The 26,319-nt window shown below is 64.6% G+C and carries 21 protein-coding genes; 6 read left to right on the plus strand and 15 right to left on the minus strand.

What is annotated here, in order from left to right; genetic code table 11:
- Positions 1–16: 16 nt before the first annotated feature.
- Positions 17–550, minus strand: coding sequence for a cytochrome b (locus AB1N67_RS10075; RefSeq protein ID WP_043214752.1), 534 nt, complete (start codon positions 548–550; stop codon positions 17–19).
- Positions 547–1,599: a catalase family peroxidase gene (locus AB1N67_RS10080; protein WP_090342137.1), complete on the minus strand. Its 1,053-nt coding sequence runs from the start codon at positions 1,597–1,599 to the stop codon at positions 547–549. Before AB1N67_RS10080 ends, AB1N67_RS10075 begins: the two co-directional genes overlap by 4 nt.
- 124 nt (positions 1,600–1,723) lie before the next feature.
- Between AB1N67_RS10080 and AB1N67_RS10085 the strand changes: the two genes are divergently transcribed.
- From AB1N67_RS10085 to AB1N67_RS10095, 3 genes are all read left to right on the plus strand, one after another.
- Positions 1,724–2,239 (plus strand): sigma-70 family RNA polymerase sigma factor, encoded by a 516-nt coding sequence (locus AB1N67_RS10085; RefSeq protein WP_043214755.1) that lies wholly within the window; start codon positions 1,724–1,726, stop codon positions 2,237–2,239.
- Positions 2,236–2,988: an anti-sigma factor gene (locus AB1N67_RS10090; RefSeq protein WP_043214757.1), complete on the plus strand. Its 753-nt coding sequence runs from the start codon at positions 2,236–2,238 to the stop codon at positions 2,986–2,988. Before AB1N67_RS10085 ends, AB1N67_RS10090 begins: the two co-directional genes overlap by 4 nt.
- Positions 2,989–3,081: 93 nt before the next feature.
- Entirely contained in the window at positions 3,082–7,578 is a 4,497-nt protein-coding gene (locus AB1N67_RS10095; protein ID WP_367863770.1) for an NEL-type E3 ubiquitin ligase domain-containing protein, read from the plus strand.
- Here AB1N67_RS10095 and AB1N67_RS10100 read toward each other — a convergent pair.
- The 3 genes from AB1N67_RS10100 to AB1N67_RS10110 are packed head-to-tail and all read right to left on the minus strand — an operon-like array spanning position 7,575 to position 10,219.
- Positions 7,575–8,159, minus strand: coding sequence for a TetR/AcrR family transcriptional regulator (locus AB1N67_RS10100; protein WP_090342144.1), 585 nt, complete (start codon positions 8,157–8,159; stop codon positions 7,575–7,577). The genes AB1N67_RS10095 and AB1N67_RS10100 overlap by 4 nt on opposite strands.
- Before the next feature lie 15 nt (positions 8,160–8,174).
- Entirely contained in the window at positions 8,175–9,023 is an 849-nt protein-coding gene (locus AB1N67_RS10105) for a 3-hydroxybutyryl-CoA dehydrogenase (protein WP_367863771.1), read from the minus strand.
- An 11-nt stretch (positions 9,024–9,034) separates the two neighbouring features.
- Complete coding sequence (locus AB1N67_RS10110) at positions 9,035–10,219, minus strand: acetyl-CoA C-acyltransferase family protein (protein ID WP_043214765.1); 1,185 nt, start codon at positions 10,217–10,219, stop codon at positions 9,035–9,037.
- 169 nt (positions 10,220–10,388) lie between these two features.
- Here AB1N67_RS10110 and AB1N67_RS10115 point away from each other — a divergent pair, with 169 nt between their 5' ends.
- Positions 10,389–11,405 carry an AraC family transcriptional regulator gene (locus AB1N67_RS10115; RefSeq protein ID WP_196171217.1) on the plus strand — a complete coding sequence of 339 codons (1,017 nt, stop codon included), beginning with the start codon at positions 10,389–10,391 and terminating at the stop codon, positions 11,403–11,405.
- Positions 11,406–11,411: 6 nt separating this feature from the next.
- Here the strand turns inward: AB1N67_RS10115 and AB1N67_RS10120 are convergent, their stop codons facing one another.
- Together AB1N67_RS10120 and AB1N67_RS10125 are read right to left on the minus strand one after the other, a co-directional pair.
- On the minus strand, positions 11,412–12,941 hold the full coding sequence (locus AB1N67_RS10120; protein WP_324724607.1) for a catalase: 1,530 nt from the start codon (positions 12,939–12,941) through the stop codon (positions 11,412–11,414).
- A 108-nt stretch (positions 12,942–13,049) separates the two neighbouring features.
- Complete coding sequence (locus tag AB1N67_RS10125; protein WP_070575245.1) at positions 13,050–13,487, minus strand: carboxymuconolactone decarboxylase family protein; 438 nt, start codon at positions 13,485–13,487, stop codon at positions 13,050–13,052.
- 226 nt (positions 13,488–13,713) lie between these two features.
- Here AB1N67_RS10125 and AB1N67_RS10130 point away from each other — a divergent pair, with 226 nt between their 5' ends.
- A complete protein-coding gene (locus AB1N67_RS10130) occupies positions 13,714–14,172 on the plus strand; it encodes a nucleoside deaminase (protein ID WP_102082309.1) in 459 nt (152 codons plus the stop codon).
- Positions 14,169–15,365 (plus strand): cyanate transporter, encoded by a 1,197-nt coding sequence (locus AB1N67_RS10135; protein ID WP_289717234.1) that lies wholly within the window; start codon positions 14,169–14,171, stop codon positions 15,363–15,365. The genes AB1N67_RS10130 and AB1N67_RS10135 overlap by 4 nt, the downstream gene beginning before the upstream one ends.
- Here AB1N67_RS10135 and AB1N67_RS10140 read toward each other — a convergent pair.
- From AB1N67_RS10140 to AB1N67_RS10175, 8 genes are all read right to left on the minus strand, one after another.
- Positions 15,358–16,791: a PLP-dependent aminotransferase family protein gene (locus AB1N67_RS10140; RefSeq protein ID WP_043214775.1), complete on the minus strand. Its 1,434-nt coding sequence runs from the start codon at positions 16,789–16,791 to the stop codon at positions 15,358–15,360. The two genes, AB1N67_RS10135 and AB1N67_RS10140, sit on opposite strands and share 8 nt — an antisense overlap.
- Positions 16,792–16,940: 149 nt before the next feature.
- Complete coding sequence (glcF, locus tag AB1N67_RS10145; RefSeq protein ID WP_367863772.1) at positions 16,941–18,164, minus strand: glycolate oxidase subunit GlcF; 1,224 nt, start codon at positions 18,162–18,164, stop codon at positions 16,941–16,943.
- Positions 18,165–18,171: 7 nt separating this feature from the next.
- The gene (glcE, locus tag AB1N67_RS10150) at positions 18,172–19,224 is read right to left on the minus strand and encodes a glycolate oxidase subunit GlcE (RefSeq protein ID WP_148921596.1); all 1,053 of its coding nucleotides are present in this window, start codon (positions 19,222–19,224) and stop codon (positions 18,172–18,174) included.
- Complete coding sequence (gene glcD / locus AB1N67_RS10155) at positions 19,224–20,723, minus strand: glycolate oxidase subunit GlcD (protein WP_102082313.1); 1,500 nt, start codon at positions 20,721–20,723, stop codon at positions 19,224–19,226. The genes glcE and glcD overlap by 1 nt, the downstream gene beginning before the upstream one ends.
- A 112-nt stretch (positions 20,724–20,835) precedes the next feature.
- A complete protein-coding gene (locus AB1N67_RS10160) occupies positions 20,836–21,810 on the minus strand; it encodes a 2Fe-2S iron-sulfur cluster-binding protein (RefSeq protein WP_367863773.1) in 975 nt (324 codons plus the stop codon).
- A 62-nt stretch (positions 21,811–21,872) separates the two neighbouring features.
- Positions 21,873–23,321, minus strand: coding sequence for an NAD-dependent succinate-semialdehyde dehydrogenase (locus AB1N67_RS10165; protein WP_367863774.1), 1,449 nt, complete (start codon positions 23,319–23,321; stop codon positions 21,873–21,875).
- Positions 23,322–23,369: 48 nt separating this feature from the next.
- Positions 23,370–24,488: an aromatic ring-hydroxylating dioxygenase subunit alpha gene (locus AB1N67_RS10170; protein WP_043212675.1), complete on the minus strand. Its 1,119-nt coding sequence runs from the start codon at positions 24,486–24,488 to the stop codon at positions 23,370–23,372.
- 154 nt (positions 24,489–24,642) lie between these two features.
- Entirely contained in the window at positions 24,643–26,241 is a 1,599-nt protein-coding gene (locus AB1N67_RS10175) for a BCCT family transporter (protein WP_090342174.1), read from the minus strand.
- Between the last annotated feature and the right edge of the window lie 78 nt (positions 26,242–26,319).

Genomic DNA, 26,319 nt, shown 5'->3' on the forward strand with positions numbered 1-26,319 from the left:
AACTGGCCCACAGCGCTCATTCGCTGCGGCGCACTGGGCCAGGCCACATGCTACGCAATACGCCGTCCCGACGCACCCAAGCGTGCATCAACGCAGCGCCCAGGTGCACCAGGATGGTGGCGAATAACAGGTAGCCAGCCCAGCCGTGAGCCTGGCGCAACACCGCGTACAGCTGCAGGTCATGGGGGGCGATGGCCGGCAGTTGCAGTGGGCGCGGGTAGTCGCCGGCCGAGAGCATGGCCCAGCCAAGCAGCGGCATGGCTAGCATCAGGCCATACAGCAGCAGGTGGGAAGCACCGGCGGCCAGGCGCTGAACGGGCGGAATGTCCCTGGGCAGCGGTGGGTGAGGTAGGGTCAGGCGCAGGGCGATGCGCAGCACCACCAACACCAGCAAGGTCAGCCCCGTGGCCTTGTGCAACTCGACCAGCAGCGGATGGCGTGGCGACAGGTCGCCGACCATGCTCACGCCGATGAACAGCATCGCCAGGATCAGCACGGCCATCAGCCAATGCACGAGTCGGGCGAGGGGATGGAAGACGGTGACGGTCATGGGCGTGCTCCGGTAGCGAGAGACTCGCGGCTGCGGCGGTTGAAAGACTCCGAGTACGCGGCCGAACGAGCGGCCAGGATCGGGTCGGCGGAGGGCTCGATGCCCTTGGGCAGGATCAGCGGGTCGAAGTTGATGTCACGGCACGCGCCTTGTTCGGGCGCATCGACCTGTTCGACGACCAGGGTGCCGGCCTCGATGCTGCGCCGCTCGGCCGGCCAGGGGCGAGAGGCGTCATCCACTGGGTCGCCGGGTTCGGCAAGCACCAGGCGCAGCGTCCAGCGCAGCGGGCCTTGCGCCAGGCGTCGCTGCAGGTCGTGCTGCAGGAACTGCTTGTCATCGATTTGCGTCGGCAGCGCTACGAACGGGGTTTGCGGTTCCAGCTGCCAGCGCACCGGATGGCTGATGCCGCCGCGATCCTTGAGCAGGAAGGCATTGATGCTGTGGTATTGGGTGCTGGCGAAGCTGTCGCTGGGTTTGTAGGTGGCGGCCCATTGACGGAAGGCCGCGCTTTCGGGGTGGGCCGCGAAGAAGGCCTGCATCTTTGCAGGGTCGGGCTTGCCGGTGGCAGGGGTTGGCGCCATGGCCAGGACTTGCTCGTAGAACGCTTGCGGCGTGCCGATTGCCAGCACAGGCGGATTGTTCATGCCGGTCCGCCAGATCTGCCCGTCATCGGTGCTGAATTGCAGCGCCAGGCTGCGTACCGGAATGCTGGTGTCCGGGGCGAACGGGTTGGCGCCACCGATGGCGAAGCGGCCAACGACTGGCACGCGGGGCTGGCTGAACACCCGCGCACTGGACAACGGCTCGGCCAGTCCGCTGCTCTGGAAGTAGCCGCTCACGCACAGGCCTTTGGCGTGGTTCTTGCGATAGCCGGGGTAATGGCCGGCCTGGGCTTCGAAGGTGTCGATGATGCGTTGGGGCGTCAGCGCCGGGGCACCGATCCAGCCGGCGGCATAGGCAAAGCCGGCGCCCACGGCCAGCAGGGCCGCGCCGATGGCCGCCAGGCGCAAGGCCTTGGCCGGGCCGTGCAGAGAAGTGGTCATGGTCAGGTTCCACGCAGTGAATGAGCCGGTACGACGGGCCGGCCAGAGATTTATTCCCGCTATGGGAATAAATGTCGTGCCAGTGCGTCTGCCCCCTTAGACTGACCATCAAAGGGCCCGGGACCTGACCATGCACGACCTGGATGAACAACAATGGCGCGAACTGCTGCAGCGGCTGCGCCGCTTCGCGTTGTGGCTGTGCCGTGAGTCTGGCAGCGCCGACGATCTGGTCCAGGCTACCATCGAGCGCGCCTTGCGCCGCAGCGGGCAGCAGCGTGACGCCGACAGCCTGCGCGCCTGGCTGTTCACCATCCTTTATCGCCTGTTTCTCGACGGCAAGCGCCGCGAGCGCCTGCATGCCCGCTGGCTGGCCTGGTTCGGCCGTGGCCAGGAAGAAGCGCTGGGCGGCGAAACCGAGCGCATCGTCATGGCCCATGCCGACCTTGCGGCCTTCGCCCGGCTGTCCACGGAACAGCGCGCCTTACTGTTGCTGGTGAGCGTCGAAGGGTTGAGCTACAAAGAGGCCGCCCAAGCCCTGGGCATCCCCATCGGTACGGTCATGTCGCGCCTGTCACGCGCCCGAGCCGCCCTGCGCGACCTGACCGAGGGCGACCCGACGCCCCCAGCCTTGCGGAGACTGAAATGACCCCGTTGATCCCCACCGAACATGAGCTGCATGCCTACATCGATGACCGGCTCGACCCGGTGCGCAGAGCCCAGGTGCACGCCTGGCTGGCAGCCAATCCGCAGGAGGCGGCGCAGGTGGAGGCCTGGCGCAACGACGCCCGGCGCCTGCGCGCGGCCCTGGCCGGATTCGGGCAGGCCACCACCACGACCGACCTGGATCTTGGGCAGTTAAAGCGGCGCTTGCGTCAGCGTCGCCAGCGGCAGTGGGCATCGGCTGCGTTGCTGCTTCTGGCGCTGGGCGTGGGAGGTTTCGGAGGGTGGCAGGCCCGCGAGGCGACGCTGGTGGCCGATATCTTGCCGATGGCCGACGCCGTACAGGCCCATCGCCTGTTCGCAGGTGGAACCAAGCTGGATGTCCAGGCCGGCGACCCACAGCTCTTGCAGGCCTGGCTCGAGCGCCATTTCGACCGCGTCGGGCAGTTGCCGGACCTTGGCGCCTACGGGTTCCAGCCGGTGGGCGCCCGGCTGCTGAGCAACGAACAAGGCCCGGCGGCGCTGCTGGTGTTTCAGGACAACAAGGGTGAGCGGATCAGCTTGTTCCTGCGCTCGCCCAGCGAGCGCTTTGCACGTATGCCCAGCGGGCAACGGACTGAGGGGCAGCTCGAAGCGCGCTACTGGTCTCATGGCGCCTACAATTTTGCCCTGGTTGGCGCGGCCGATGATGCACGTGCCGATCGATTGCGGCAGGCGTTGGGCGTGAGCCTTTAGTCGTTGACACACCAGACGTAACTATTTAACGCGTGTACCTGTACCGTCCTCTCTAGCCTCACCGCTTCGTTTATCGGTGAGGGAATTCGCGGTATGGGAAACGTCAGTGACAACGCGCAATCGACGGCCATGGACATGATGGCCATTGCGCAGCAGTTCCAGGATCAACTGATTGCCAAGCGCCTGCCTGATTGGATGGGCAAGGTTCGGGTTTCTGATTTCACGCTCCTGCGGGAGGCGTTGGTCAACGGCCTGCAGAGTCGTCGGCAATTGGCCAAGTGTTGGAGCAAGATTGAAAGCCTCGACAGCTTCTGCATCACGCGCCTGAACACCGCGCTGCAAGAGAAATTCAACGCCGGTCTGGATGCAAAGCAGCACTTCCTGCGCCAGTGGTACACCTACACGAGCCCCGAGCACAGTTACTACACCAGCCATTACCCGACGCCGGCGAGCGACTACTTCGACGTGTCGTTGCTCAGCGCAGCAATGTCCAATTTCAGCAAGGCTCAGGCTGCCGAGGGCGGGCAGCATGCGCGTAACACGCTGGTCGATGGGCCGGGGGCCGCGCTCACGACACCCTCGGTGCCGGCATTCGCCACGTTCTGCCGTGACCTGGACTTGGGGGGACAGTACCAGAGCCATCTTGAAGCAGTGCTTGAGGCCAAAGAGCTCAAAGACATGCAGAGCTGCAAAGCCTTGCTCAAGGCGCAATACCGCTCAAACCTGCTGGTGGACGCCTTCAAGGCCCATGCCGAGGGTGTACTCAGGGACGCCGAACTCGAACTGATCATCGGCTTGTATACCGACGGCAAGCTCGGGCGGCTCGAAGGCGCACCGGTGGTCGCCAAGCAGCTCAAGGCATTCAACTGTCACCTTCAGCAGATCGTGGTGTTGGACGTGATCGACGAAGGCTTGCTGCTCAACAGCAGCAAGCGGGTGCTGGTGTATATCCCAGGGGACCGACTAGGTGCCTGGTGCGTCGCCAAGAACCTGGAAGGCTTCGCCAGGAAGATTCTGGGCAAGCGCCTGCGCAAGGACGATTACCGGCAGTTCTTCGAGCGGTTCGTCCTTCAGCGCGACCGCGCCGGATTCTTTGCCGCTGTCCAACAGCGGGTGGGCGATGTGGCGGACTGGGCCACGCGGGAGTTGGACCAGCACATGAAGGTCTACCCGACGCCCTTGTTCGACCATTTGGCGACGATGCGCATCCAGCAAATCAAGGACGACGCGGCCGTGTTCGCCACACCTGTTGCGCGCATCGATGGCGATGTCGCGTTGGCCAAGAGCGAGCGTCGGCATGCGCAAGGGATGGCCCTGTTGGCGCTCGCAGGGCTGTTCATCCCGGCGATCGGCGCGGCGTTGTTGGCGGTGATGGCCTGGGAGCTGCTCAGCGAGGTATTCCAGTCGGTCAAGGACTGGCGGGAGGGGGACACCAATGCGGCTCTGGACCATTTGGTGAACGTAGGCAAGGACGTGGCCCTGCTGGGGGCCACGGCTGTCGGAGTGGCGGCGGCGCGAACGCTGTGGACGCGCAGTGTCCTGGTGGACGGGCTGGTACCTGCGATGCTTGAAGATGGCAGCGAAAAACTCTGGAACCAGGATCTGGCGCCTTACGTCAGCGAACCGCCACCTGCGCAGGCGATTGTCGATCAAAGCGGGATCTACCGCCTGGGCGAGCAATCGTGGATCGAAATGGAAGGGTATTACTACCCGGTGTACCAAACCGAAAGCGAAGATTGGTACCTGGAGCCTTACGAAAATCATGCCCCACTGCTCGAACACAATGGTGCTGGTGCCTGGCGGCTGTGGAGCGAACGGCCCGCGGAATGGCGAGGCACCGAGCGCATGTTTCGCAGGCTTGGCGTCGCGTATGCAAGCCTGAGCGATAAGCAGATTGGGCAAGTCCTGCTGGCCCACGGCCTCGAGGAAGACCACCTGCGGGCTGTGCATGTCTTTGCCAATGTACCCGAGGCAGAACTGACCGATACGGTGAACCGCTTCGTGCTGGCCAATCGTATCGTTGAGGTCAAGGATCGCCTGCAGGAAGGCCGGAATGTGATCGACCCGGCGCTGCTCGAAGAGGTGCTGGAGCTACCGGGTGTAGCCGGGCTGGAGGGCGAAGCCCTGGCGGAGGTGGTCTGGGAGCAGCGACGGGTCTTGTTTCAGAACCTCTACGACAAGAGCAACGTCAGCGAAGATGCTTCGGTGCAGGCATTGCGCAGGGACTTCCCCAGCCTGCATCGGCTTGCTGCCGAGCAGCTCCTGAGCGAGGCGAGCGATGGAGACCGTGAATTGCTGGTTCAGACCGGGCGGGTACCCTTGCCGATGGCCCAGGTTGCCCGACAACGGGCGATGCGTATCCGGGTGGCGCGGGTATTCGAGGGGCTATTCATCGACACGCCGCAGACGCTCGATATGGCCCGTGGCGTCATCAAGCTGATCGATAATTTGCCAGGTGCGCCGCAGGGCCGGCACTGGGTGCTGTCCGACGGGGACGGCCTGCTGGCGCCTCGCTCTGCAAACGAGGCCATCGAGACCATCCACCTCAGCCATCAGGAAGGCGTGTTCGTATTGCGCGATGAGCGCGGTCATGCGCTTGACCAGCCCGGCGAGCTATTCGAGGTACTGGCGGACGTATTCACCCAGGCGCAGCGAGAGGCGATGAACATTGGCGAACCGTTCGGCCAACAGCTTCGCGAGACGCTGGCCAAGGACGTTGCCTCGCGCCGTCAGGAGCTGGCCGAGCTGATGAGCCGGGAACAGCCCACACCTTCCTTCCTGCTGCCGTTTCGCCTGGACGATGGCCGGGTCGGCTACCCGTTGAGCGGTGGTCGGCGGCTCTTTGGTTTCGGCAGCCCCAGGTCTCTGGTGGCCAAACTTCGATACCTGTACCCCAGTTTCAGTGACAGTGATATTCAGAAATGGCTGCGAAGCATGCGGGACCGTGGCAACAACCTACAGGATGTACTCAACCAGCTGGAGGATCAGCACGAACTGCTCAGCGCCACCCTGACGAACTGGCAGCGAGAGGGGCTCCTCCACTATGAGCGCAATTCGCGCTACAAGTTGCGCAAGGAACTGATCCGCTGCTGGCGCCACTTGATACCCGAGCAGCCCAAGCCATTGGAGGATCGGTTGCGCTACAGGTTTTCTCGCAGGGGGCTGGATGTGAGCAGTTTGCCGGACCTGCCCGAGCCAATAAGTTTCCCACATGTCACCGCAATCGATTTTCGCTCGATGGCGCTCCAAGATCTTCCTGACGGATTCCTGAATGCTTTTCCGAATCTGGTCTCGGTGGAAATCACCCATTGCAAGTTGAAACGGTTCCCGCAGATGACTGGCAAGCGGGAGCTCCTGCGAATTCTCGACCTGTCCGACAACAAGATCCGACTGGATGCCGCGCAGGTAGAGCTGATCGAAGAGTGCGCGGCATTGGAATACCTGAATCTGTCACGCAACCCGCTGAAACTCCCGTTTTCGATCACAGCAATGCCGAGACTGACAACGTTGATACTGCGTGACGATCAGCTGGACGCAATGCCCATCGGCGTGGAGTCGCACCAAAAACTGTATGAGCTGGACATGATGGGCAATGACTTCAAAGTGTTGCCTGAAGGACTTCTGGAGTCGCCGCTGTGGGGTAAAGGCAGGGTGCGTTTTGCAAGCAAGACACTCGGCCGTTCGGCGACACAAGTAGGTGCCTGGTATCGGCCCGATGATGGCAAGGTTCCGGCGCGCTTGCTTTGGCTGGATCGTATCGATGCCAAGGACCGGGACGAAATGGCGCATCGCTGGCATCTATTGGTAAGCGATCCCGAATCCGAGGAATTCGTTCGGGTGTTGGAGCGCCTGGTGCAGTCCAAGGATTTTGCGATAGACCAAACCGCACGCGACCTGGCCGATCGAATCTTCTCCCTGCTCGGCGCTATGGAGGAAGACGAAGCGCTGAGCGAGCATTTGTTGGCACTGGCTCAAGAACCTAACTGTGGTGATAACGCCCTGTTGCGTTTCGTCGACCTGGAAAACAGAAAGCTGGCGTGGGACGCCGAGCATGATGAATACGAAGTCGATCCAGAACCAGGGCTGCTGCGCTTGGGGGGGCAGCTTTGGCGGCAAAACGCGTTGGAGGAGTATGCCAGGCGTTTTGCCGCAGGCATGCGTGGCCCTGTGGATGAGGTCGAAGTGGTGCTCGCATTTCGGGTTCGCTTGTACAAGGACCTGCAGTTGCCGGGCCATCCCAGTCGAATACGTTTCGAAGACGTGGTGGGCGACATTGACGAAGGCGTCGAGAACGCCCGCGAAACCATTTTGAGAAACCAGGACGAGGACACGCTTTCATTGTGGATGGTCAACCAGTCCTTCTGGAACAAGTACCTTGAGCACGCCTATGGGTCCAGACTCAAGCTGCCACGAGAATACCGCAAGAAAGAGCAGGAGTTGTCCAGCCGCGGTGGGACCCGGCAGGAGTTCGATGCGCTTCAGGCGCAGGTGAAACAATGGCGGCTCAATCAACGCCTGGCATTGACCAAGGCGGCAATGCGCCGATTGGTGTCTGATTGGCACCTCTCGACTCCAGGCCAGCTGGTCTAGCCCAGCGTACGTTCCAGCGCGCCGAGCAGGAGGCTCTGCATCAAGGCCAGGCCTTGGTCGCTGTCCAGCTCACGCCCGCGCAGCAGTCCGGGCAGTTGGTTGAGCAGTGTGGCCAGCACATGCCCGGTGGCCGCCAAGGCCTGGCCTTGCAGCCGGGCCTGTGGCGCGATCAGGTGCAGCAAGCCTTTCTCGTAGCGGGCCCGCGTACTGGCCAGGCGGGCTTGCTGGTCTTCGCTCAAACAGCAGAAATCGCGCTCGGCCAGACGAAACTGCAGGGGGCGCTCCTCGTGCAATTGCCAATGTGCGGCAATCAAACAAGGCAGCACCGCCTGGCCGCGAGCGAGGGCGCGCCGGCCCTGGTCGAGTGTTGCCTGCAGCTCTTCATAGAGCTCCTCGATCAAGTCGAATAAAAGGTCCTGCTTGCTGGGGAAATGGTGATACAGCGAGCCTGCGGTCAAGCCCACATGGGCCGCCAGCTCGCGCATGCTGACCTGGCCAAAGCCTTTTTCGGCAAAGAGCGCCATGGCCTTGTCGCGGCGCTCTTCGAAGCTCGCACAGCGTAGGGCGGCAGTGACTGGCATGGCGCTCGCTCCCGATCAGTAGGTGAAGAAACCGCGACCGCTCTTACGGCCCAGGTAGCCGGCGGCGACCATTTCCTTGAGCAGCGGGGCAGGGCGGTACTTGCTGTCGTTGAAGCCCTCGTGGAAGGCCTCCATGATCGCCAGCAAGGTGTCCAGGCCGATCAGGTCGGCCAGGGCCAGCGGGCCGATCGGCTGATTGCAGCCCAGGCGCATGCCGGTGTCGATGTCCTCGGCACTGGCCAGGCCCTCCTGGCGGACGAAGATCGCCTCGTTGATCATCGGCACCAGGATGCGGTTGACCACGAAGCCCGGGCGGTTGCCGGCGGTGATCGGCGTCTTGCCCAGTTTTTCGGTGACCACCAGGGCCTGGGCATAGGTACTGTCGCTGGTTTGCAGGCCGCGGATGATCTCCACCAGGGCCATCATCGGCACTGGGTTGAAGAAGTGCACGCCAATGAAGCGCTCAGGGTGCTCGATGCTGGCCGCCAGCGCAGTGACCGACAGCGACGAGGTGTTGGTGGCGATCAGGCAGTCGCTGGCGACGTTGGCCGCCACCTGCTTGAGGATGCGTTGCTTGAGCTCCATGTTCTCGGTGGCCGCTTCGATCACCAGTTGCGCGCTGCCCAAGTCGGCATAGTCGGTGCTGGTGCGGATGCGCGTCTTGGCCGCCTCGGCCTTGTCGGCTTCCAGTGTGCCTTTGTTGACCTGACGCTCCAGGTTCTTGCCCAGGGTGGCCACGCCACGCTCCAGTGCCGCCTGCGAGACGTCGATCAGCAGGACCTGGTAACCGGCCACCGCGCACACCTGGGCGATACCGTTGCCCATGGTGCCGGCGCCGATCACGGCGATGTGTTGAATGCTCACGTTCAGGCTCCTCAGACGCGCTCGAAGACAACGGCGATGCCTTGGCCGCCGCCGATGCACATGGTGGCCAGGGCGTAGCGGCCCTGGGTGCGTTGCAGCTCATGGATGGCCTTGGTGGCGATGATCGCTCCGGTGGCACCGACTGGGTGGCCGAGGGAGATGCCCGAACCATTGGGGTTGACCTTCTCTGGATCGAAGTCCAGCGCGCGGGCCACGGCGCAGGCCTGGGCGGCGAAGGCTTCGTTGGACTCGATCACGTCCAGATCCTTGATGCTCAGGCCGGCTTTTTCCAGGACTTTGCGTGTGGCCGGGATCGGGCCCAGGCCCATCAGCTCCGGCTCGACGCCAGCGTGGGCGTATGCCACCAGGCGTGCCAGAGGCTTCAGGCCCAGGCGGCGAACCGCATCGCCAGTGGCCAGGACCAGGCCGGCTGCACCGTCGTTGATGCCACTGGCGTTGCCGGCGGTGACGCTGCCGTCTTTCTTGAACACCGGCTTCATGCCTGCCAGTTGCTCGGCGGTCACTTCGCCACGCACGTGCTCGTCGGTGGCGAACTGCACGCTGCCTTTGCGGGTTTTCAGCTCGATCGGGACGATCTGGCTGTCGAAGCGACCTTCGGCGATGGCGCGGGCGGCGCGGCGCTGACTGGTCAGGGCCAGTTCATCCTGCATTTCGCGCGTGATGCCATGCTGGGCGGCGACGTTCTCGGCGGTGATGCCCATGTGGAAGTGCTCGAAGGGGTCTTGCAGCACGCCGACGGTGTAGTCGATGCCCTGCAGGTCACCCATGCGCGCGCCCCAACGGGCTTGCGGCAGCAGGTAGGGGCCACGGCTCATGGATTCGGCGCCAGCGGCCAGGGCCACATCGGTGTCACCCAGCAGAAGGGTCTGGGCGGCCGAGACGATGGCTTGCAGGCCAGAGCCGCACAGACGATTGACGTTGAAGGCTGGGGTTTCCTTGGGCACGCCCGCGTTCATCGAGGCGACGCGGCTCAGGTAGGCATCGCGCGGCTCGGTCGGGATCACGGTACCCATGACCACATGGCCGACATCGCTGGCGGCGACGCCCGAGCGCTCGATGGCGGCGCGGGTGATGGCGCTGGCCAGGTCTGCCAGTGGCAGGTCCTTGAGAGACCCACCGAAACCACCGATGGCCGAACGGACTGCACTGACGACGTAGATTTCTGCGTTGCTCATGGAAGGCTCCGATTGCGAAGGCATGGCGGGACCGGCACAGGCTCTGAGACAATGGCCGGCGTTCCCGGAATGGGTCGAGTCTAGGCAACCGCCCAGGCTTGGCCTATGCCGGATCTGTTCAGTAAACCTGGCATTTTTTGCCACCCAGCATAGACAGTGAAAACCAGCCATGCGCGATAGCGATTCGGTCGCGGTGTACTTTCTCAACGCCATGCTCCATGCCTTGCGCGAGCGCCCCGCCGAGCGCGATGCCTACCTGCGCGGCGTGGGGATCGACCCGGCACTGCTCGAGCAGCCCCAGGCCAGGGTGCCGGCCAAGGCATTCGCCCAACTCTGGCTGCAGATGATCCATGTGCTGGACGATGAGTTCTTCCACCTCGACAGCCATGGCATGCCCTTGGGCAGCTTCGCCCTGATCTGCCGGGGGCTGATTCAGGAGCCCACCCTGGAAAAGGCCTTGCGCCAATACCTGGGCAATTTCGCGCTGTTCCTGCGCGATGTGCGCGGTACATTTTCGGTGCGCGGCGGGCGGGTGGTGATCAGCGTGCAGTCGAGCATCACCGATCCGTTGACGCGGGTCTACGCCGAAGAAACCTACCTGGTGCTGGTGGTCGGATTGCTGTGCTGGCTGGCCGGACGGCGCATCGCGATCGACCGTACCGAACTGGCCGTGGCGCGCCCGGCCCAGGAGGACGACACCTTGTTGTGGGGCCCGGACCTGCGGCTGGGCAGTGGGCGTACGGAAGTGGAGTTCGACAGCGCTTACCTGCGCTTGCCGGTGGTGCAGGACCTGGCCGCGCTGAAGACCTTCCTGCGCAGTGCGCCCCAGGGGTTGGTGATTCGTTTTCGCAATCAGAACGGCCTGGCAGCGGTGGTCTATCGCCATCTGCGTGCCCGGCGCTACGGCCAATGGCCGACCCTCCAGGCCATGGCCGAGCAGCAGGGCATCAGCGCCAGCACCTTTCGCCGGCAGCTGGAGCGCGAAGGGCGCTCCTACCAGCAGATCAAGGATGAAGTGCGCCGTGCCATGGCGTTCGAACGTTTGCGCGAAGGTGTGCTGAGCATCGCCGAAATCGCCGAGCAGACCGGCTTCCAGGAGCCCAGCGCCTTCCACCGCGCTTTCAAGAAATGGACCGGTTACAGTCCGGGCAGCTATCGGGCGCGATTGGCCGATCGCACCCGCTAGGCGTTGTCAGTCGCGCAGCTCCCGTGCCAGTGCCTTGACCCGGGTGAGGTCACCCTTGGCGACCTTGGCAACGCGCTTGCCATAGTCGGGGTCGGCCTTGTAGAGGAACGACAGGATGATGTGCTTGCTGTCGTCATCGGCCCCCGCCAGGGACTGGCCAAAACTGTTCACCAGGTCGCGCTGCTCCTGCTTGCTGTAGGACCGGTACAGCTCACCGGCCTGCTTGAAGTTCTGCTCCCGTGTGATGCCGTGTTGCTGGGTGCTGCCAGCCAGGGGTAGCTGGCTGTAGCGCGCCGACACGGTGCTGGTGCGCGGCTGCAGGCGGCTGGGCTCGTAGTTGACCATGCTGCGGGTGCGACCGTTGTCGAGGGCAGCGTCCTGGTTGCCGTTGTTCACCGCCGCCCGTGGCTGGTTGATCGGCAAGCGGCCGGCATTGGCGCCGACCCGGTACATCTGGGTGTCGGCGTAGGAGAACAGGCGTCCTTGCAGCAGGCGATCCTCGGAAGGCTCGATGCCCGGGATCAGGTTGGATGGGGCCAGCGTCACCTGTTCGGTTTCCTGGAAGAAGTTGTTTACGTTGCGGTTGAGCACCATCTGGCCGACACGGCGCTGCGGTACATCAGGCCAGATCTTGGTCGGGTCCAGCGGATCGAAGTCGAAGGCCGCCAGCTGCTCGGGCTTGAGCGTCTGGATGTACAGGTCCCATTTGGGGAACTCGCCACGGCCAATGGCAGCGACGAGGTCGTGGGTCATGTGGTTGAAGTCCTGGCCCTGGATACGCTCGACCTCCTTGGGCGCGAGGTTTTCGCGGCCTTGCAGGCTCTTCCAGTGGAACTTCACATAGGTTACGTCGCCCTGGGCATTGACGAACTTGTAGGCATGTACGCTGTTGCCGTCCATGTGCCGGTAGCTCTTGGGGGTGCCCTCGTTGGAGTACAGCAAGGTGAGGGTGCGGGTGGCCTCGGGCATGTGCGAGAACAAGTCGAAGCGCCGGGCGTCGTTGGCCAGGTTGGTGCGTGGATCGGGTTTGAAGGCGTGGACCATGTCGGGGAACTTCATCGCATCGCGGATGAAGAAAGTCGGGAAGTTGTTGCCAACCAGGTCCCAGTTGCCGCTGCTGGTATAGAAACGGGTGGCGAAGCCGCGAGGGTCGCGCAGGGTTTCCGGTGAGTGCAGACCATGAACCACCGAGGAAAAGCGCACGAATACGGGCGTTTTCTCTCCCGGCGTGAACAGCCGGGCCTGGGTCAGCGTGGAGAGATCTTCGAACGCGGTGAACTCACCATGGGCACCCGTGCCACGGGCATGGACGACGCGTTCAGGAATACGTTCTCGGTCGAAACGTTGCAGCTTCTGGATGAGCTGCACGTCCTGAAGCAATACCGGGCCGTTGGCTCCGGCGGTCTGCGAATGCTGGTTGTCGCCAACCGGGGCGCCGTTGTCGCGTGTCAGGGGGGCGGCATGCAGGGTGGCGCTGGCAAGCAACGTCGCACCGAGCAGACGCCCGACGATGCGGGTGGGTCGGGTTGCGGGCATGGAAAGGTACCTGAGGGCTATTGATCGGGTGATCGATGCTAGGGGTACACATCCACGCTTTCAGTCGGTGCGAACGTTGTTTGTCGTGGCTGTTTTCAGGGCAGGGTGTCAGGCCGGGACCATGGCAAAGCCTACGCCGAAGCGGTTCCAGGCATTGATGGTGGCGATGGCCAGGGTCAGGTTGGCGACTTCGGCGGGCTCGAAGTGTTCCAGCAGGGCTTCGTACTCCGGCTGCGGCGCACCGCGCTCGGGCAGGCGGGTGAGGCATTCCAGCCAGGCCAGGGCGGCCCGTTCGCGTGGGGTGAAATAGCGTGTTTCCTGCCAGGCGCAGAGGGTCTGCAGGCGAGCCTCGGTCTCGCCAGCCTTGCGCGCATCGTTGGCGTGCATGTTGACGCAATAGGCGCAGCCGTTGATCTGCGAGGCGCGCAGGCGGACCAGTTCGAGCAGGGAGTTTTCCAGGCCGCTGTTGGCGAGGGCTTGCTCCAGGCCGATCATGGCTTTGTAGGCTTGCGGGGCGTGCTTGGCCCATTCGATACGTTCGTGCATGGCGGACTCCGGTGTAAGGGGATCACGTTTGCCGGCGCTGGGGCAGCGCCTGGCCTTGGTCATACGTTAGCGCTAGGGCACGAACGGCCCGATAGCCAATCCTGCGCTTTGCCAGGAGGCCAATGGGCTATTCAGGGGGCCACTGACCTGCATCCAATCTCTTCATTTTTGCTGGCGCCGCTCAGCCGCGATAATGAACCCGTCTTGCACCAAGAGATTTCCTACGATGTCCGATGAACGTTTCATGCGCGAAGCCCTCGACCTGGCCCGCGCCAATATCCAGGCCGGCGGCCGGCCATTCGGCGCCGTGCTGGTGTATCAAGGGAAAGTGCTGGCGCGTGCCGTCAATGAAATCCACAGCACCCAGGACCCGACCACCCACGCGGAAATGCAGGCGATCCGCAAAGCGGCCCAAGCCCTGGGGCAGGCGCGTCTGGACGGCGCCGAGATCTACGCCAGTGGTCATCCATGCCCGATGTGCCTGGCTGCCATGCACCTGTGCGGCATCGAGCGCGCCTGGTTCGCCTACGACAACGACGAGGGCGAGCCCTATGGGCTGTCCACCGCGGCGGTGTATGCCCAGATGGCTCGTCCACCCCAGCAGCAGAGCCTGCCTCTGCGGCCGCTCAAACCCGCCGGTGAGGCCGACCTGTACCTTCAATGGAAGCAGGCGCACCAGGGATGAGAGGCGCACTGAACCTACTGCTGGTGCTGTTGCTGGCACTGAACCTGCGGCCGATCCTCACCAGTATCGGTCCGTTGCTCGAACCCATGCGCGCAAGCACCGGCCTGGGCTACCAGCAGGCTGCGCTGCTGACGGCTTTGCCGGTGCTGTGCATGGGCCTGATCCCATTGCTGCAACCCTGGCTGCGCCGCTGGTTGAGCGAGCATGGCGGCATGCTCATGGGCCTTGCGGCAATCGCCCTGGCGTGCCTGTGGCGCTTGCAACTGGACAGCGCCTGGGCGCTGATTGCCAGTGCCGTGCTGGCCGGGCTCGGCGTGGCCGTTGTCCAAGGGATGATGCCTGGGCTGGTCAATCGCTGGTTCCCCACGCGCCTGGCGACCACCATGGGCCTGTACTCGGCGGCGTTGATGAGCGGCGGTGGTTTGGCGGCCGTGCTTGGCCCGTCCATCAGTGCCGCGACCGGGCGCTGGCAGGTCGGCCTGGGCGTCTGGGCGCTCCCGGCGGTGCTGGCAGTATTGGCCTGGCTGGCGCTGCGACCACGGCACAACACGCCGAAACTCGCCGGTGGCGGGGGCGGGCATTGGTTCGGCAACCGCCGGGCTTGGCTGCTGGCCAGCTACTTCGGACTGATCAATGGCGGCTACACCAGCATGGTGGCGTGGTTGCCGGCCTACCACATCGAGCACGGCGGTACCGCGCAGGGGGGTGGTGAGCTGGTTGGTTTGATGACGATCTTCCAGGTCACCGGCGCCTTGGGGCTGCCGCTGTTGCTGCGCAGCCTGGCGGACCGTCGCCCGGGCCTGTGGCTGGCGCTGTCTATCCAGTTGGGGGGCTTTCTTGGCCTGCTGCTGGCGCCGACCTTGGCCATGGGTGTGTGGGTGGCGATGATCGGCCTAGGCCTGGGCGCGTGCTTCAGCCTGAGCCTGACCCTGACCCTGGAACATTTGCGCAAAGACCCTGCTCAAGCCGGGAGCCTGGCCGCGTTCGTGCAGGGCATCGGGTTCATCATCACCGGGATCATTCCCTACCTGACGGGCTGGTTGCGCGATATAAGCGGCGATTTCCAGGCTTCCTGGACCTTGCTCACCATCACCGTGGTGGCGATGCTGCTGGTCACGGCTCGCTTCGCCCCGCACGGCTATGTCGCCGCCATCGCTCGCCCCGGTCAGCCGGCCCAGGCAGCGGTCAGCTGAGGCCTTGCAGGGTATCGCGCACGCGGTCCAGCGCGGTGTCGATATCCAGCAATTCGATGGCCCCGAAGCCCAGCAACAGCCCCGGACGCACCGGGGCCTCGCTGTAGAACGGGGCCAGCGAATACAGGCCGACCTCTACCTTGCGCGCCAGGCTCACCAGCAAATCCACATCGACCTCGGGGCTGGCCAGGGCGCTCAAGTGAAAGCCGGCGTTGGCCGGGACGGCCGTCAGCCAGGGCGCCAAGTCGCTGCTCAGACGGGCCAGGATTCGCTCCCGGCGGGCGCTGTATACCTCATGACAGCGGCGGATATGCTTGTTCAGGTGACCTTCGCTGATGAACCGCGCCAGCGCCCATTGCTGCACGCTCGGGCTGTGCCAGTCGGTCAGGTGTTTGGCCACGCATGCCGCGCGTAGCACGCTCGCAGGCAGCACGGCGTAGCCCAGGCGCAACTCGGACAGCAAGGTCTTGGAAAAGGTGCCCACGTAGGCCACCAGCCCATGGCGGTCCAGGCGCTGCAAGGCATCGCTGCCCGGCCCCTGGTAGCGGAACTCGCAGTCGTAGTCGTCCTCGATGATCAATGCCCCCAATTCGGCGGCCCGCGCCAGCAGGGCGGTGCGCCGGCGTTCGCTCATCGGCATGCCGAGGGGGAACTGATGGGACGGTGTCACGTAGATCAGCCGCGTGCCGTCGGCGATCTGTTCGACGCACAGCCCTTCGTCATCCACCGGCACCGACTGCAGGTGCGCGCCCAGCGCCAGGAACAGCTGGCGCGCCGGTGGATAGCCGGGGTCTTCCATGGCCACTTGGCAGCCGGGTTCGATCAGCACCCGGGCGATCAGGTCCAGCGCTTGCTGGGCACCGTTGCACACCATCACGTCGGCCGCGCTGCAATGCACGCCACGGGCGAAGGCGATGTGGTGGGCGATGGCTTCGCGAAGTTCCGGCAGGCCTTGGGCGTCGAACTGGCGTTGGGTGTGACGCTGGCTGCGGCGCAGGGCGTACTGCAGGCAACTGCGCCACTGATCGAACGGGAACTGCGCCTTGCTCGATGCGCCACCGACGAAGTCGTAGCGCGATGGGGTCTGCAGAGCGGACTGGGAGAGCACCGTGGCCCGCTGCTGCCAGCGCGCCACGGACGCGGCGGCGGCCAGGGGAATGGCCTGGGCCTGGATGGCTTGCAAGGGGCGTTGCGGTGTCACGAAGGTGCCGCGACCGACCACGCCGCTGAGCAGGTTGTCGTAGGTCAGGCGCGAGTAGGCTTCGGCGACGGTCTTGCGGGACACGCCCAGTTGTTCGGCGAGCAGGCGAGTGGGGGGCAGTTGGGTGCCGGCGGCCAGGTGACCGCTGTCGATGCTGGCACGCAGTTGCTGATAGAGCTGGTCGGCCAGGCCTTTGCGGCCTTGCAAGCGGATGTGCAGTTCCATGGGGTTGTCCGGGGGGTGAGAGGGCAAGCTTCGGGGTTTGTGGGGCTGGCTGCAAGGGCGCGGGCTGCAGGGCAGCCCTTCGCGGGTAAAGCCGCTCCAGCAGAGGGCAGCGCCAACCTTGTGGGCGCTACCCGCGAAGTGGCGGTCGGCTAGGTGTCTGTCAGGGCAGCGTCGACGATCTCGATCCAATGGCGCACCGGTGTGCGTCCGGCGCTGTCCAGGTGCGCCTGGCAACCGATGTTGGCGGTGGCGATGAGCTGAGGGTTGCCGCTTTCCAGCGCCGTGAGGCGATCGTCCCGCAGGCGGCGCGACAGCGCAGGTTGGGTCAGCGAGTAGGTGCCGGCCGAGCCGCAGCACAGGTGGCTGTCCGGCACGGGAGTAAGGGTAAAGCCCAGGCGTGACAGCAACTGCTCCACCGCACCGCCGAGCTTCAGGGCGTGCTGCAGGGTGCAGGGGCAGTGGAAGGCCAGACGCTGCTCGGCACACAGGCCTAGTCGCTCGACGGGCTCGGCCTGCAGCACCTCTACCAGGTCTCGGGCCAGGGCGCTGACCCGGGCGGCCTTGGCGGCGTAGCGCGGATCGTTTGCCAGCAAGTGTCCGTAGTCGCGCACGAAGGCACCGCAACCACTGGCGGTCTGCACGATGGCTTGGGCGCCGGCCTCGATGGCAGGCCACCAGGCATCGATATTGCGCCGCGCCCTGGCCAGGCCGTGCTCCTGGGCGTTGAGGTGGTAGTCGACCGCGCCACAACAGCCTGCTGCGGCCACCGGTTCCACACTGATCCCCAGGCGGTCCAGCACGCGTGCGGCCGCGGCATTGGTGTTGGGCGACAGGGCCGGCTGCACGCACCCTTCGAGCAGCAACACGCGACGGGCATGGTGGGGGGCCGGGCGTTGGCCGGGAGCTGCGATCCGTGCGGGCAGCTTGGCTTTGAGCACGCCGGGCAACAGCGGGCGCAGGGCCTGGCCTGTACGGGTCAGGGCCTTGAACAGCACAGGATGCGGCACCACGGCGCGCAAGCCCTGGCGCAACAGGCGCTCACCCAGCGGGCGCGGGACCTGTCGTTCGACCACGGGGCGGCCGATGTCCAGCAGGTCGTGGTAGTTGACACCCGATGGACAGGTGGTCTCGCAATTGCGGCAGCTCAGGCAGCGGTCCAGGTGCAACTGGGTGCTGGCGCTGGCCGGCGCGCCCTCGAGCACCTGCTTGATCAGGTAGATGCGTCCGCGCGGGCCATCGAGTTCATCACCGAGCAGTTGATAGGTGGGGCAGGTGGCGGTGCAAAAGCCGCAATGCACGCAACTGCGCAAAATGTGTTCGGCCTCTTCGCCGCGTGGCAGGGCCTTGGCGGCCTCGCTCAGGTTGGTTTGCATGGCAGCCTCACAGGTCTGGGTACAGGCGACCAGGGTTGAAGATGCCCTGGGGATCGAGTTGTTGCTTGAGCGTGCGGTGGTAACGCATCAGTGCGGCAGGCAGCGGCGGCATGCTGTCATCGCCCGGCGTGTACGCCGTGGCATGGCCGCCGACCTGGGCCAGTTGCGCACGTAGCTGCGCCGGCGTGGCCGAAGACTTCAACCAGCGCTGGGCACCGCCCCAGTCGATCAATTGCCTGCCGGGCAACGCGAGTGGGCCCGTGGCGGTCGGTACCGAGAGTCGCCACAGCGGCGCCGGGTCGTCGAAAAAGGCCAGGCGCTGTTCGCGCAAGTCCTCCCAGAAGCGGCTTTCGAGCGCCTCACCCCCCAGCCGCTGGCGGGCCGACAACACCGAACCTTCTCCGCCTTCCAGGCGCAGGTAGAGCGCTTGGCCGTCGTGGCAGGCGGCGCTGATCGGCAGCGGTTGCTGACCCCATTCGGCCAGTGCGTCCAATGCTTGGTGAGTGTTCATCTCCAGGCGAAGGCTCGCGCATTGACGGGGTCGTGGCAGCACTTTCAGCGACACCTCGGTGAGCAGGCCCAGGCAGCCGAAACTGGCGACCATCAGTCGTGAGACATCGTAACCGGCGACGTTCTTCATCACCTCGCCGCCAAAACGCAGCAGCTTGCCGTGGCCGGTGATCACACGCGTGCCGAGCACGTAGTCGCGCACCGCCCCGGCCCAGGGCCGGCGTGGCCCGGACAACCCTGCGGCGACCATGCCCCCGAGGCTGGCATCCGGGCCCAGGTGGGGCGGCTCGCAGGGCAGCATCTGGCCGGCTTCGTGCAGTACTGCTTCGATCTCGCGCAGGGGCGTGCCGGCGCGGGCGGTGAGCACCAGTTCGGTCGGATCGTAGCGCACGATGCCTCGGTGGCTTCGGGTATCGAGGATTTCGCCAGTCACAGGGCAGCCCAGCATGGCCTTGCTGTTGCTGCCCTGGATGCGCAGAGGGGTGTCCATGGCCAGGGCTTGGTTGACTTGCTCGAGCAGGTCCTGGCTCATGTCGCGGTCCGCATTCATCAGAAACGCTCCAGGTCAGGGAAGGGCAGTTGGCCCTGGTGTACGTGCAGGGCGCCGAACTCGGCGCAGCGGTGCAGGGTGGGGATGTTCTTGCCGGGGTTGAGCAGGCCTTTGGGATCGAACGCGGCCTTGACCGCATGGAACAGGGTGATTTCGTCGGCGTTGAACTGGGCGCACATCTGGTTGATCTTTTCACGCCCGACGCCATGCTCGCCGGTGATGCTGCCACCGACCGCCACGCACAGCTCCAGGATCTTGCCGCCGATGGCTTCGGCGCGCTCCAGTTCGCCGGGCAGGTTGGCGTCGAACAGGATCAGCGGGTGCATGTTGCCATCGCCGGCGTGGAACACGTTGGCCACCCGCAGCCCGTATTCCCGGGACAGCTCGGCGATGCCCCTGAGTACCCCAGGCAGTTCACGGCGGGGTATGGTGCCGTCCATGCAGTAGTAGTCCGGCGAAATGCGCCCCACCGCGGGAAAGGCGTTCTTGCGCCCAGCCCAGAAACGCACGCGTTCGGCCTCGTCGCAGGCCAGGCGTACCTCGCTGGCACCGGCCTGGCGCAGCAAGGCGGCGACGCGCTCGCAGTCGTCCTGCACGTCCGATTCCACACCGTCCAGCTCGCACAGCAGGATCGCCGCCGCCTCCACCGGGTAACCGGCGTGGATGAAGTCTTCGGCGGCGCGGATGGCCAGGTTGTCCATCATCTCCAGGCCGCCTGGGATAATGCCGGCGGCGATGATATCGGCGACCGCGCCGCCGGCCTTCTCGACGCTGTCGAAGCTGGCCAGCAGCACCCGCGCGACCTGGGGCTTGGGCAGGAGCTTGACGGTGACTTCGGTGACGATGCCAAGCATGCCTTCGGAGCCGGTGAACAGCGCCAGCAGGTCGAAGCCGGGGCAATCCAGGGCATCGCTGCCCAGGGTCAGGTGTTCGCCTTCGACAGTGAGGATGTCCACCTTGAGTAGGTTGTGCACGGTCAGGCCGTATTTGAGGCAATGCACGCCGCCGGCGTTTTCGGCGACGTTGCCGCCGATGGAGCAGGCGATCTGCGAGGAAGGGTCCGGCGCGTAATATAGGCCGTAAGGCGCTGCTGCCTGGGAGATCGCCAGGTTGCGCACGCCAGGCTGGACCCTGGCATAGCGCCCTTGTGGGTTGACCTCCAGGATGCGGTTGAAGCGCGCCATCACCAGCAGGATGCCCTGGGCCAGGGGCAGGGCGCCGCCGGAAAGGCCCGTGCCCGCGCCGCGCGCCACCACCGGTACGCCGCGTTGATGGCACAGGCGTAGCAGTGCCTGGACCTGGTCGAGGCGCTCGGGCAATGCCACCAGCAATGGCACGGTGCGGTAGGCCGAGAGGCCATCGCATTCGTAGGGTTTGAGGTCTTCGGCGTGGTGAAGGATCTGAAGATCCGGCAGGGCGTCGTGCAGGGCTGCCAACAAGGCCGCCTTGTCCACGGTGGGCAGGGGGCCGTCCAGGTGTTCGTCGTAGAGAATACTCATGGCTCGGCTTCACGCCTCCCGTGGGAAGGCGGTTGAGCCGTGGGATGACAGCGGCATGGGCTTGGGTCTCTTGTTCTTGTCGTCAAGAGACCAGCCTAGACCACTGTGACTGTTACAGGTCGAGCACCAGGCGCGCGCTGCGGGCACGCGAGACGCAGAGCATCATGGTTTGCTGCGAGGCTTTTTCCTCGTCGCTCAGGTACTGGTCGAAATGCTCGGCTTCGCCCTCGAGGATCGCGGTTTCGCAGGTGCCGCACACGCCTTCGCGGCACAGGCACTCGACCTTGGCAGCCTTGGACTTCTCGATGGCCTGGAGGATGGTCATGCCTTCCTCGACCTGCAGCTCGGTCCCGGACTTGGCCAGCACCACGGTGAATGCAGCGCCGGCGGCGGGCGCTGCGGCGGCGAACTGCTCCCAGTGCACGCGCGAGGCATCGATGCCCGCAGCGGCGGCCGTGGCGATGACGGCGTCGATCAGCGGCTTGGGACCGCAGACATAGAGGTGCGCGTCGTCGGCCAAGCCCGCGCACAGGCCGGCCAGGTCCAGCTTGCGGTCCAGGCTGTCGATGTAGAAGCGGGTGTTTTGCGCATGCGGGCCGCTTTCCAGGTCACCCTGGAAGGCGCCGTGCTCCGGGGCGCGGAAGGCGTAGTGCAGCTCGTAGGGGGTATCGCTGCCTTCGAGTTCATGCAACTGGGCCAGGAACGGGGTAATGCCGATGCCCCCTGCGATCAGCACGTGGCGGCCGGCCGTGGGGTCCAGGGCGAACAGGTTGTTGGGGGTGGAGATGGTCAGCTCGGTGCCCACCTGGACGTGATTGTGCATGAACGCCGAGCCGCCCTTGGACTGCTCTTCCAGGCGCACACCAATCTGGTAGCTGGACAGGTCACGCGGGTCGCTCATCAGCGAGTAGGCATTGCTGAACTGGCTGCCACAGGCCGACTGCATCTGCACGATGACGTGACTGCCGCCGCTGAAGGCGGGCAGGCTGGCACCGTCTTCGCGGGCCAGGGTGAAGCGCTTGATCAGCGGCGTGGCCTGTTCCACGTCGGTGACACGCACCTTGAACATTTCGTATTGCTTGGCCATGGTTCACCTCGACTTGCTCATCACGCGGCAGGCCCTGCCGCGTGACACAGATACTGGCTCGCTCAGACGGCGAGGCACAGGTACTTGATTTCCAGATAATCCTCGATGCCGTACTTGGAGCCTTCGCGGCCCAGGCCCGATTGCTTGATGCCACCAAATGGCGCGACCTCGTTGGAGATCAGCCCGGTATTGATGCCGACCATGCCGTACTCCAGGCGCTCGGCCACGCGGAACACGCGGGCCAGGTCACGGCTGTAGAAGTACGCCGCCAGGCCATACTGGGTGGCGTTGGCCAGTTCGATCGCTTGCTCGTCGGTGGTGAAGCGCACCAGCGCGGCCACCGGGCCGAAGATCTCTTCCTGCAGCAGCTCCATGCCCGGGGCGATGTCAGTGAGCACGGTCGGCTCGAAGAACTGCCCGCCCAGGGCGTGGGCCTTGCCGCCCAGCAGTACGCTGGCGCCTTTGCCGGTGGCGTCGTCGATGAGGCTGCGTACCTTGGCCACGGCCTTGTCGCTGATCAGTGGGCCAATCTGCGTGCCTTCGGTGTCGCCAGGGCCGACCGCCAGGGCGCGCACGCGCTCGACGAAGCGCTGGGCGAAGCGCTCATAGACGCTGTCGTGCACATAGAAGCGGTTGACGCACACGCAGGTTTGCCCGGCGTTGCGGTACTTGGCGATCAGTGCGCCTTCGACGGCCGCCTCGATGTCGGCGTCATCGAAGACGATGAACGGGGCGTTGCCACCGAGTTCCAGGCTGACCTTCTTGATGGTTTCGGCGCACTGGCCCATGAGCAGGCGACCCACCGGGGTGGAGCCGGTGAAGCTGAGCTTGCGCACGCTCGGGTGGCCGGTGAACTGGGCGCCGATGGCCGGGGCATCCCCAGTGACCACGCTGAACACCCCGGCAGGGATGCCAGCGCGCTCGGCCAGTTCCACCAGCGCCAGGGCGCTGAACGGGGTTTCGTTGGCCGGCTTGACCACGATGGTGCAGCCGGCGGCCAGCGCCGGGGCGACCTTGCGGGTGATCATCGCCGCCGGGAAGTTCCATGGGGTGATCGCGGTGCACACGCCGATGCCTTGCTTGATCACCAGCAGGCGTTTGTCATTGGCCGGGCTCGGGATCACATCGCCGTAGACGCGCTTGCCTTCCTCGGCGAACCACTCGACGAAGGAGGCGGCGTAGCGGATCTCGCCCAGGGCTTCGTGCAGGGGTTTGCCCTGTTCGCGGGTCATCAGTCGGGCCAGGTCCTGCTCATGTTCGAGCAGCAGTTCGAACCAACGGCGCAAAATGCTCGCCCGCTCTTTGGCGGTACGGCCGCGCCAGTCGGCCAGGGCCGCTTCGGCGGCTTCGATGGCGCGCACGGCTTCGGCGCTGCCCATCAGTGGCACATGGCCGAGCAGCTCGCCGCTGGCCGGATCATTGACCGCCAGGGTCTGGCCGCTGTCGGCGTCGCACCAGCGCCCGTCGATGTAGGCTTGCTGGCGCAGCAGTGTGGTGTCTTGAAGTTTCACGCAAGGCTCTCCGAAGGCCGCCGACCCGCAAGCCGGCGGCCGGGCGCATCAGTCCAGGTGGGCGACGGCGATCAGGTTGTGGAAATGGGCGATGCCATGCTCGCTCACGCCGCTGCGCTGCTGGTCGACCATGATCCGGCCCTGGCCACGGTAGCCACGGGATTTCAGGCCTTTCTGCACGCTTTCGACCAGGCGCAGGTCTTCTGGGCGGAAGACTTCGCGGTACCAGTCGATCAGCTTGAGCTGCTCTTCGGTCAGGTCCTTGTTCAGGAAGTAGATGTCGTAGTGCTGCAGGGTGGTTTCGGCATCGACCGGGAACTCATAGATCACGGTCATGAAGTTGGCGCCTGGCGGCACGTTGAACATGGTGCACGGCCAGGCCCAGAAACCGGCGAAGGAGGGGTCCTTGACGGATTCATCGAACTTGAACGACTGCTCGGAGGGCTTGGCCAGGCCGTACTGCAGGGTCCAGTTGCCGTGCAGGCTGTGGTTGTACTGGCCGACGTCCACGGAGTCGGAGAAACCTGGGTGGGCCGGGGCGCAGTGGTAGCACTCCAGGTAGTTGTCGACGATCGACTTCCAGTTGGCCGGGGTGTCGCTGACAAAACGCGCGGCCAGGTGCAGGTCGTCGATCACGGCGCAGGCTTCGCGCATGCGCTTTTGCAGACCCGGCAACTGGTCTTCGACGCTGCCGGCCTCCATGTCCATGTTGATGAAGATGAAGCCTGCGTACTCTTCGACGCGTAGCTGCACCAGGGTGGAGTTTTCCTTGTCGAAGTTGACCACGTTCTCGCAGTTGCGGGCGTGGGCCAGCTCGCCGTCGAGCTTGAAGGTCCAGGCGTGATACGGGCAGGTAATGACGTTCTTGGCCTTGCCGCTGCCTTCGAGCAGTTGGTGGCCACGGTGCGGGCAGACGTTGTAGAAGGCACGCAGCACATCGTCGCGGCCACGCACGACGATGATGCTCTCGCCGATCACCTGGCGGGTGATGTAGGCGTTCTTTTCAGCGACTTCGCTGCGATGACCGACGCAGATCCAGCTTTTGGCGAAGATCGCTTCTTTCTCATGCTCGAACACGGCGGCCTGGGTGTAGAAGTTGGCCGGAAGGGTGAAGGCCTCTTCAGGGTTGGCGCAGAAATCGGCTGGCAGTCGTTTGAAATCGTTCATGGCTCTTTCTCGGTTTTTACTTATTGGTTAACGCGTATCTATTGGTTAACAAGTCGGGCAAAAAAATTTGGCCGGACGCTTTAGGGCTGCTATGCAGCCCATCGCAGGCTTCGCCAGCGCCTACAGGAGACTGGCGATGCCCTGGGTCATGCGATCAATGCAGGGCAGCGGCGCTGCGCGGTGCCTGGTGCTCCGGCTCTTCGCCGGCCAGGCGCGCGGCCTCTTCTTCGATACGGTAGGCCGGAACCTGGCCGTAGTCGGCGGCGAGCCATTTGAAGAAGCCGTAGATCTTCACCAGCAGGATCACCATGAAGGGGATCGCGGTGAGGACCACAGCGGTCTTCATGGTCGACAGCGAGGCCTTGGCGAACAGCATGGCCAGCGGCACCAGGGTCAGCACGATGCACCAGAACAGACGCAGGGTCGGGGTCGGGTCCTCGCCTTCGCGCAGGTTGCGGGTGCTGGTGGCGGCCACGGCGTAGGCCGCTGCATCCATGTGCGAGGCGCAGAACACCGCCATGATGAACAGGTACACCGCCAGGAACAGGGTGCCCCATGGCAGGGCCAGCAACAGGTCGGTCACTGCGGCTTCGCCACCGACGCTGCTCAGCAGCTTTGGCACGTCGATCTGGCCGTTGATGAACTGGTGCATGCTGTAGCTTTCCAGGGCGCCGAAGAAGAACCAGCAACCGAAGCTGCCGCCCAGCAGCAGGGCGAACACCACTTCCTTGATCTGACGGCCGCGCGAGACACGGGCGACGAACATGGCAACGCCTGGGGCGTAGGACACCCACCACAACCAATAGAACACGGTCCAGTTGCGGGTGAAGGCGCCGTCACCGGCAGGGTCGGTGAACAGGCTCATGTGCACGTAGTGCTGGATCATCAGGCCGATGGCGTTGGCAGTGTTGTTGACGGTGAACTGGGTCGGACCGACCAGCAGCACGACCACGGCGAACAACAGGGCGCCGATGCACACCATCTTCGACAGGCGCTGCAGGCCACCGTCGATGCCGATGTAGGAGCTGAGCGAGAACAGCAGCGCTACCGCACCGATCACCATCAATTGCACGGTGAAGGTGTTGGGAGTGCCGGCTAGGTCCGACAGGCCGCGGGTCAGGGTCGAGGCGGTCAAGGCCAGGGAAACGGTCAGCGCGCCCATCATGGTCAGCAGGAAGATCAGGTCGACGGTGCGTCCCACAGGGCCGGTGGCCTTGAAGCCGGTCACCGCTTCGATGATCGAGGCCAGGTTCAAGCCGCTCTTCTTGCGCACGTGGAAGTGGTAGGCCATGGCCAGCGAGGCCAGGGCGTAGATCGACCAGGCGCTGATACCCCAGTGGAAGAACGAGTAGCTGACGCTGTACTCCAGAGCTTGGGCCGACATCGGGGCGATGTTAAGACCGGGGGTCTGGTAGTAGTAGGCCCATTCCATCACGCCCCAGTACAGGGTCGAGGAACCCATGCCGGCGCAGATGAACATGAAGACCCAGGTCGCCGTGGAATATTCCGGTTTGCCAGCGCCCAGGCGGATGTTGCCGTACTTGCTGAAGGCAAGGTACAGAACGGCCAGGGAACTGCCGAACACCAGCACCTGGACGCTGGTGCCGAAGGTACGGGTGGACAGTTCGAACAGGTGGTTGGCCATGCTTTCCGCTTGGGCGGGGTAGGCAGCAAGGCCGATGACAGTGAGCAGTACAGCGATCAGGCTCACGGTAATCAGGAACACATCAATCTTTTTATTGTTGTGGGACATCAATTGTCTCCTGGAGCGTTTGGAATGCTAAGCGCTTGGGAAGTCCATGTCAGATAGAGCTTTTTTCCTCGACTGTTA

It is taken from the genome of Pseudomonas guariconensis, assembly GCF_040822035.1.
GTDB lineage: Bacteria > Pseudomonadota > Gammaproteobacteria > Pseudomonadales > Pseudomonadaceae > Aquipseudomonas > Aquipseudomonas guariconensis.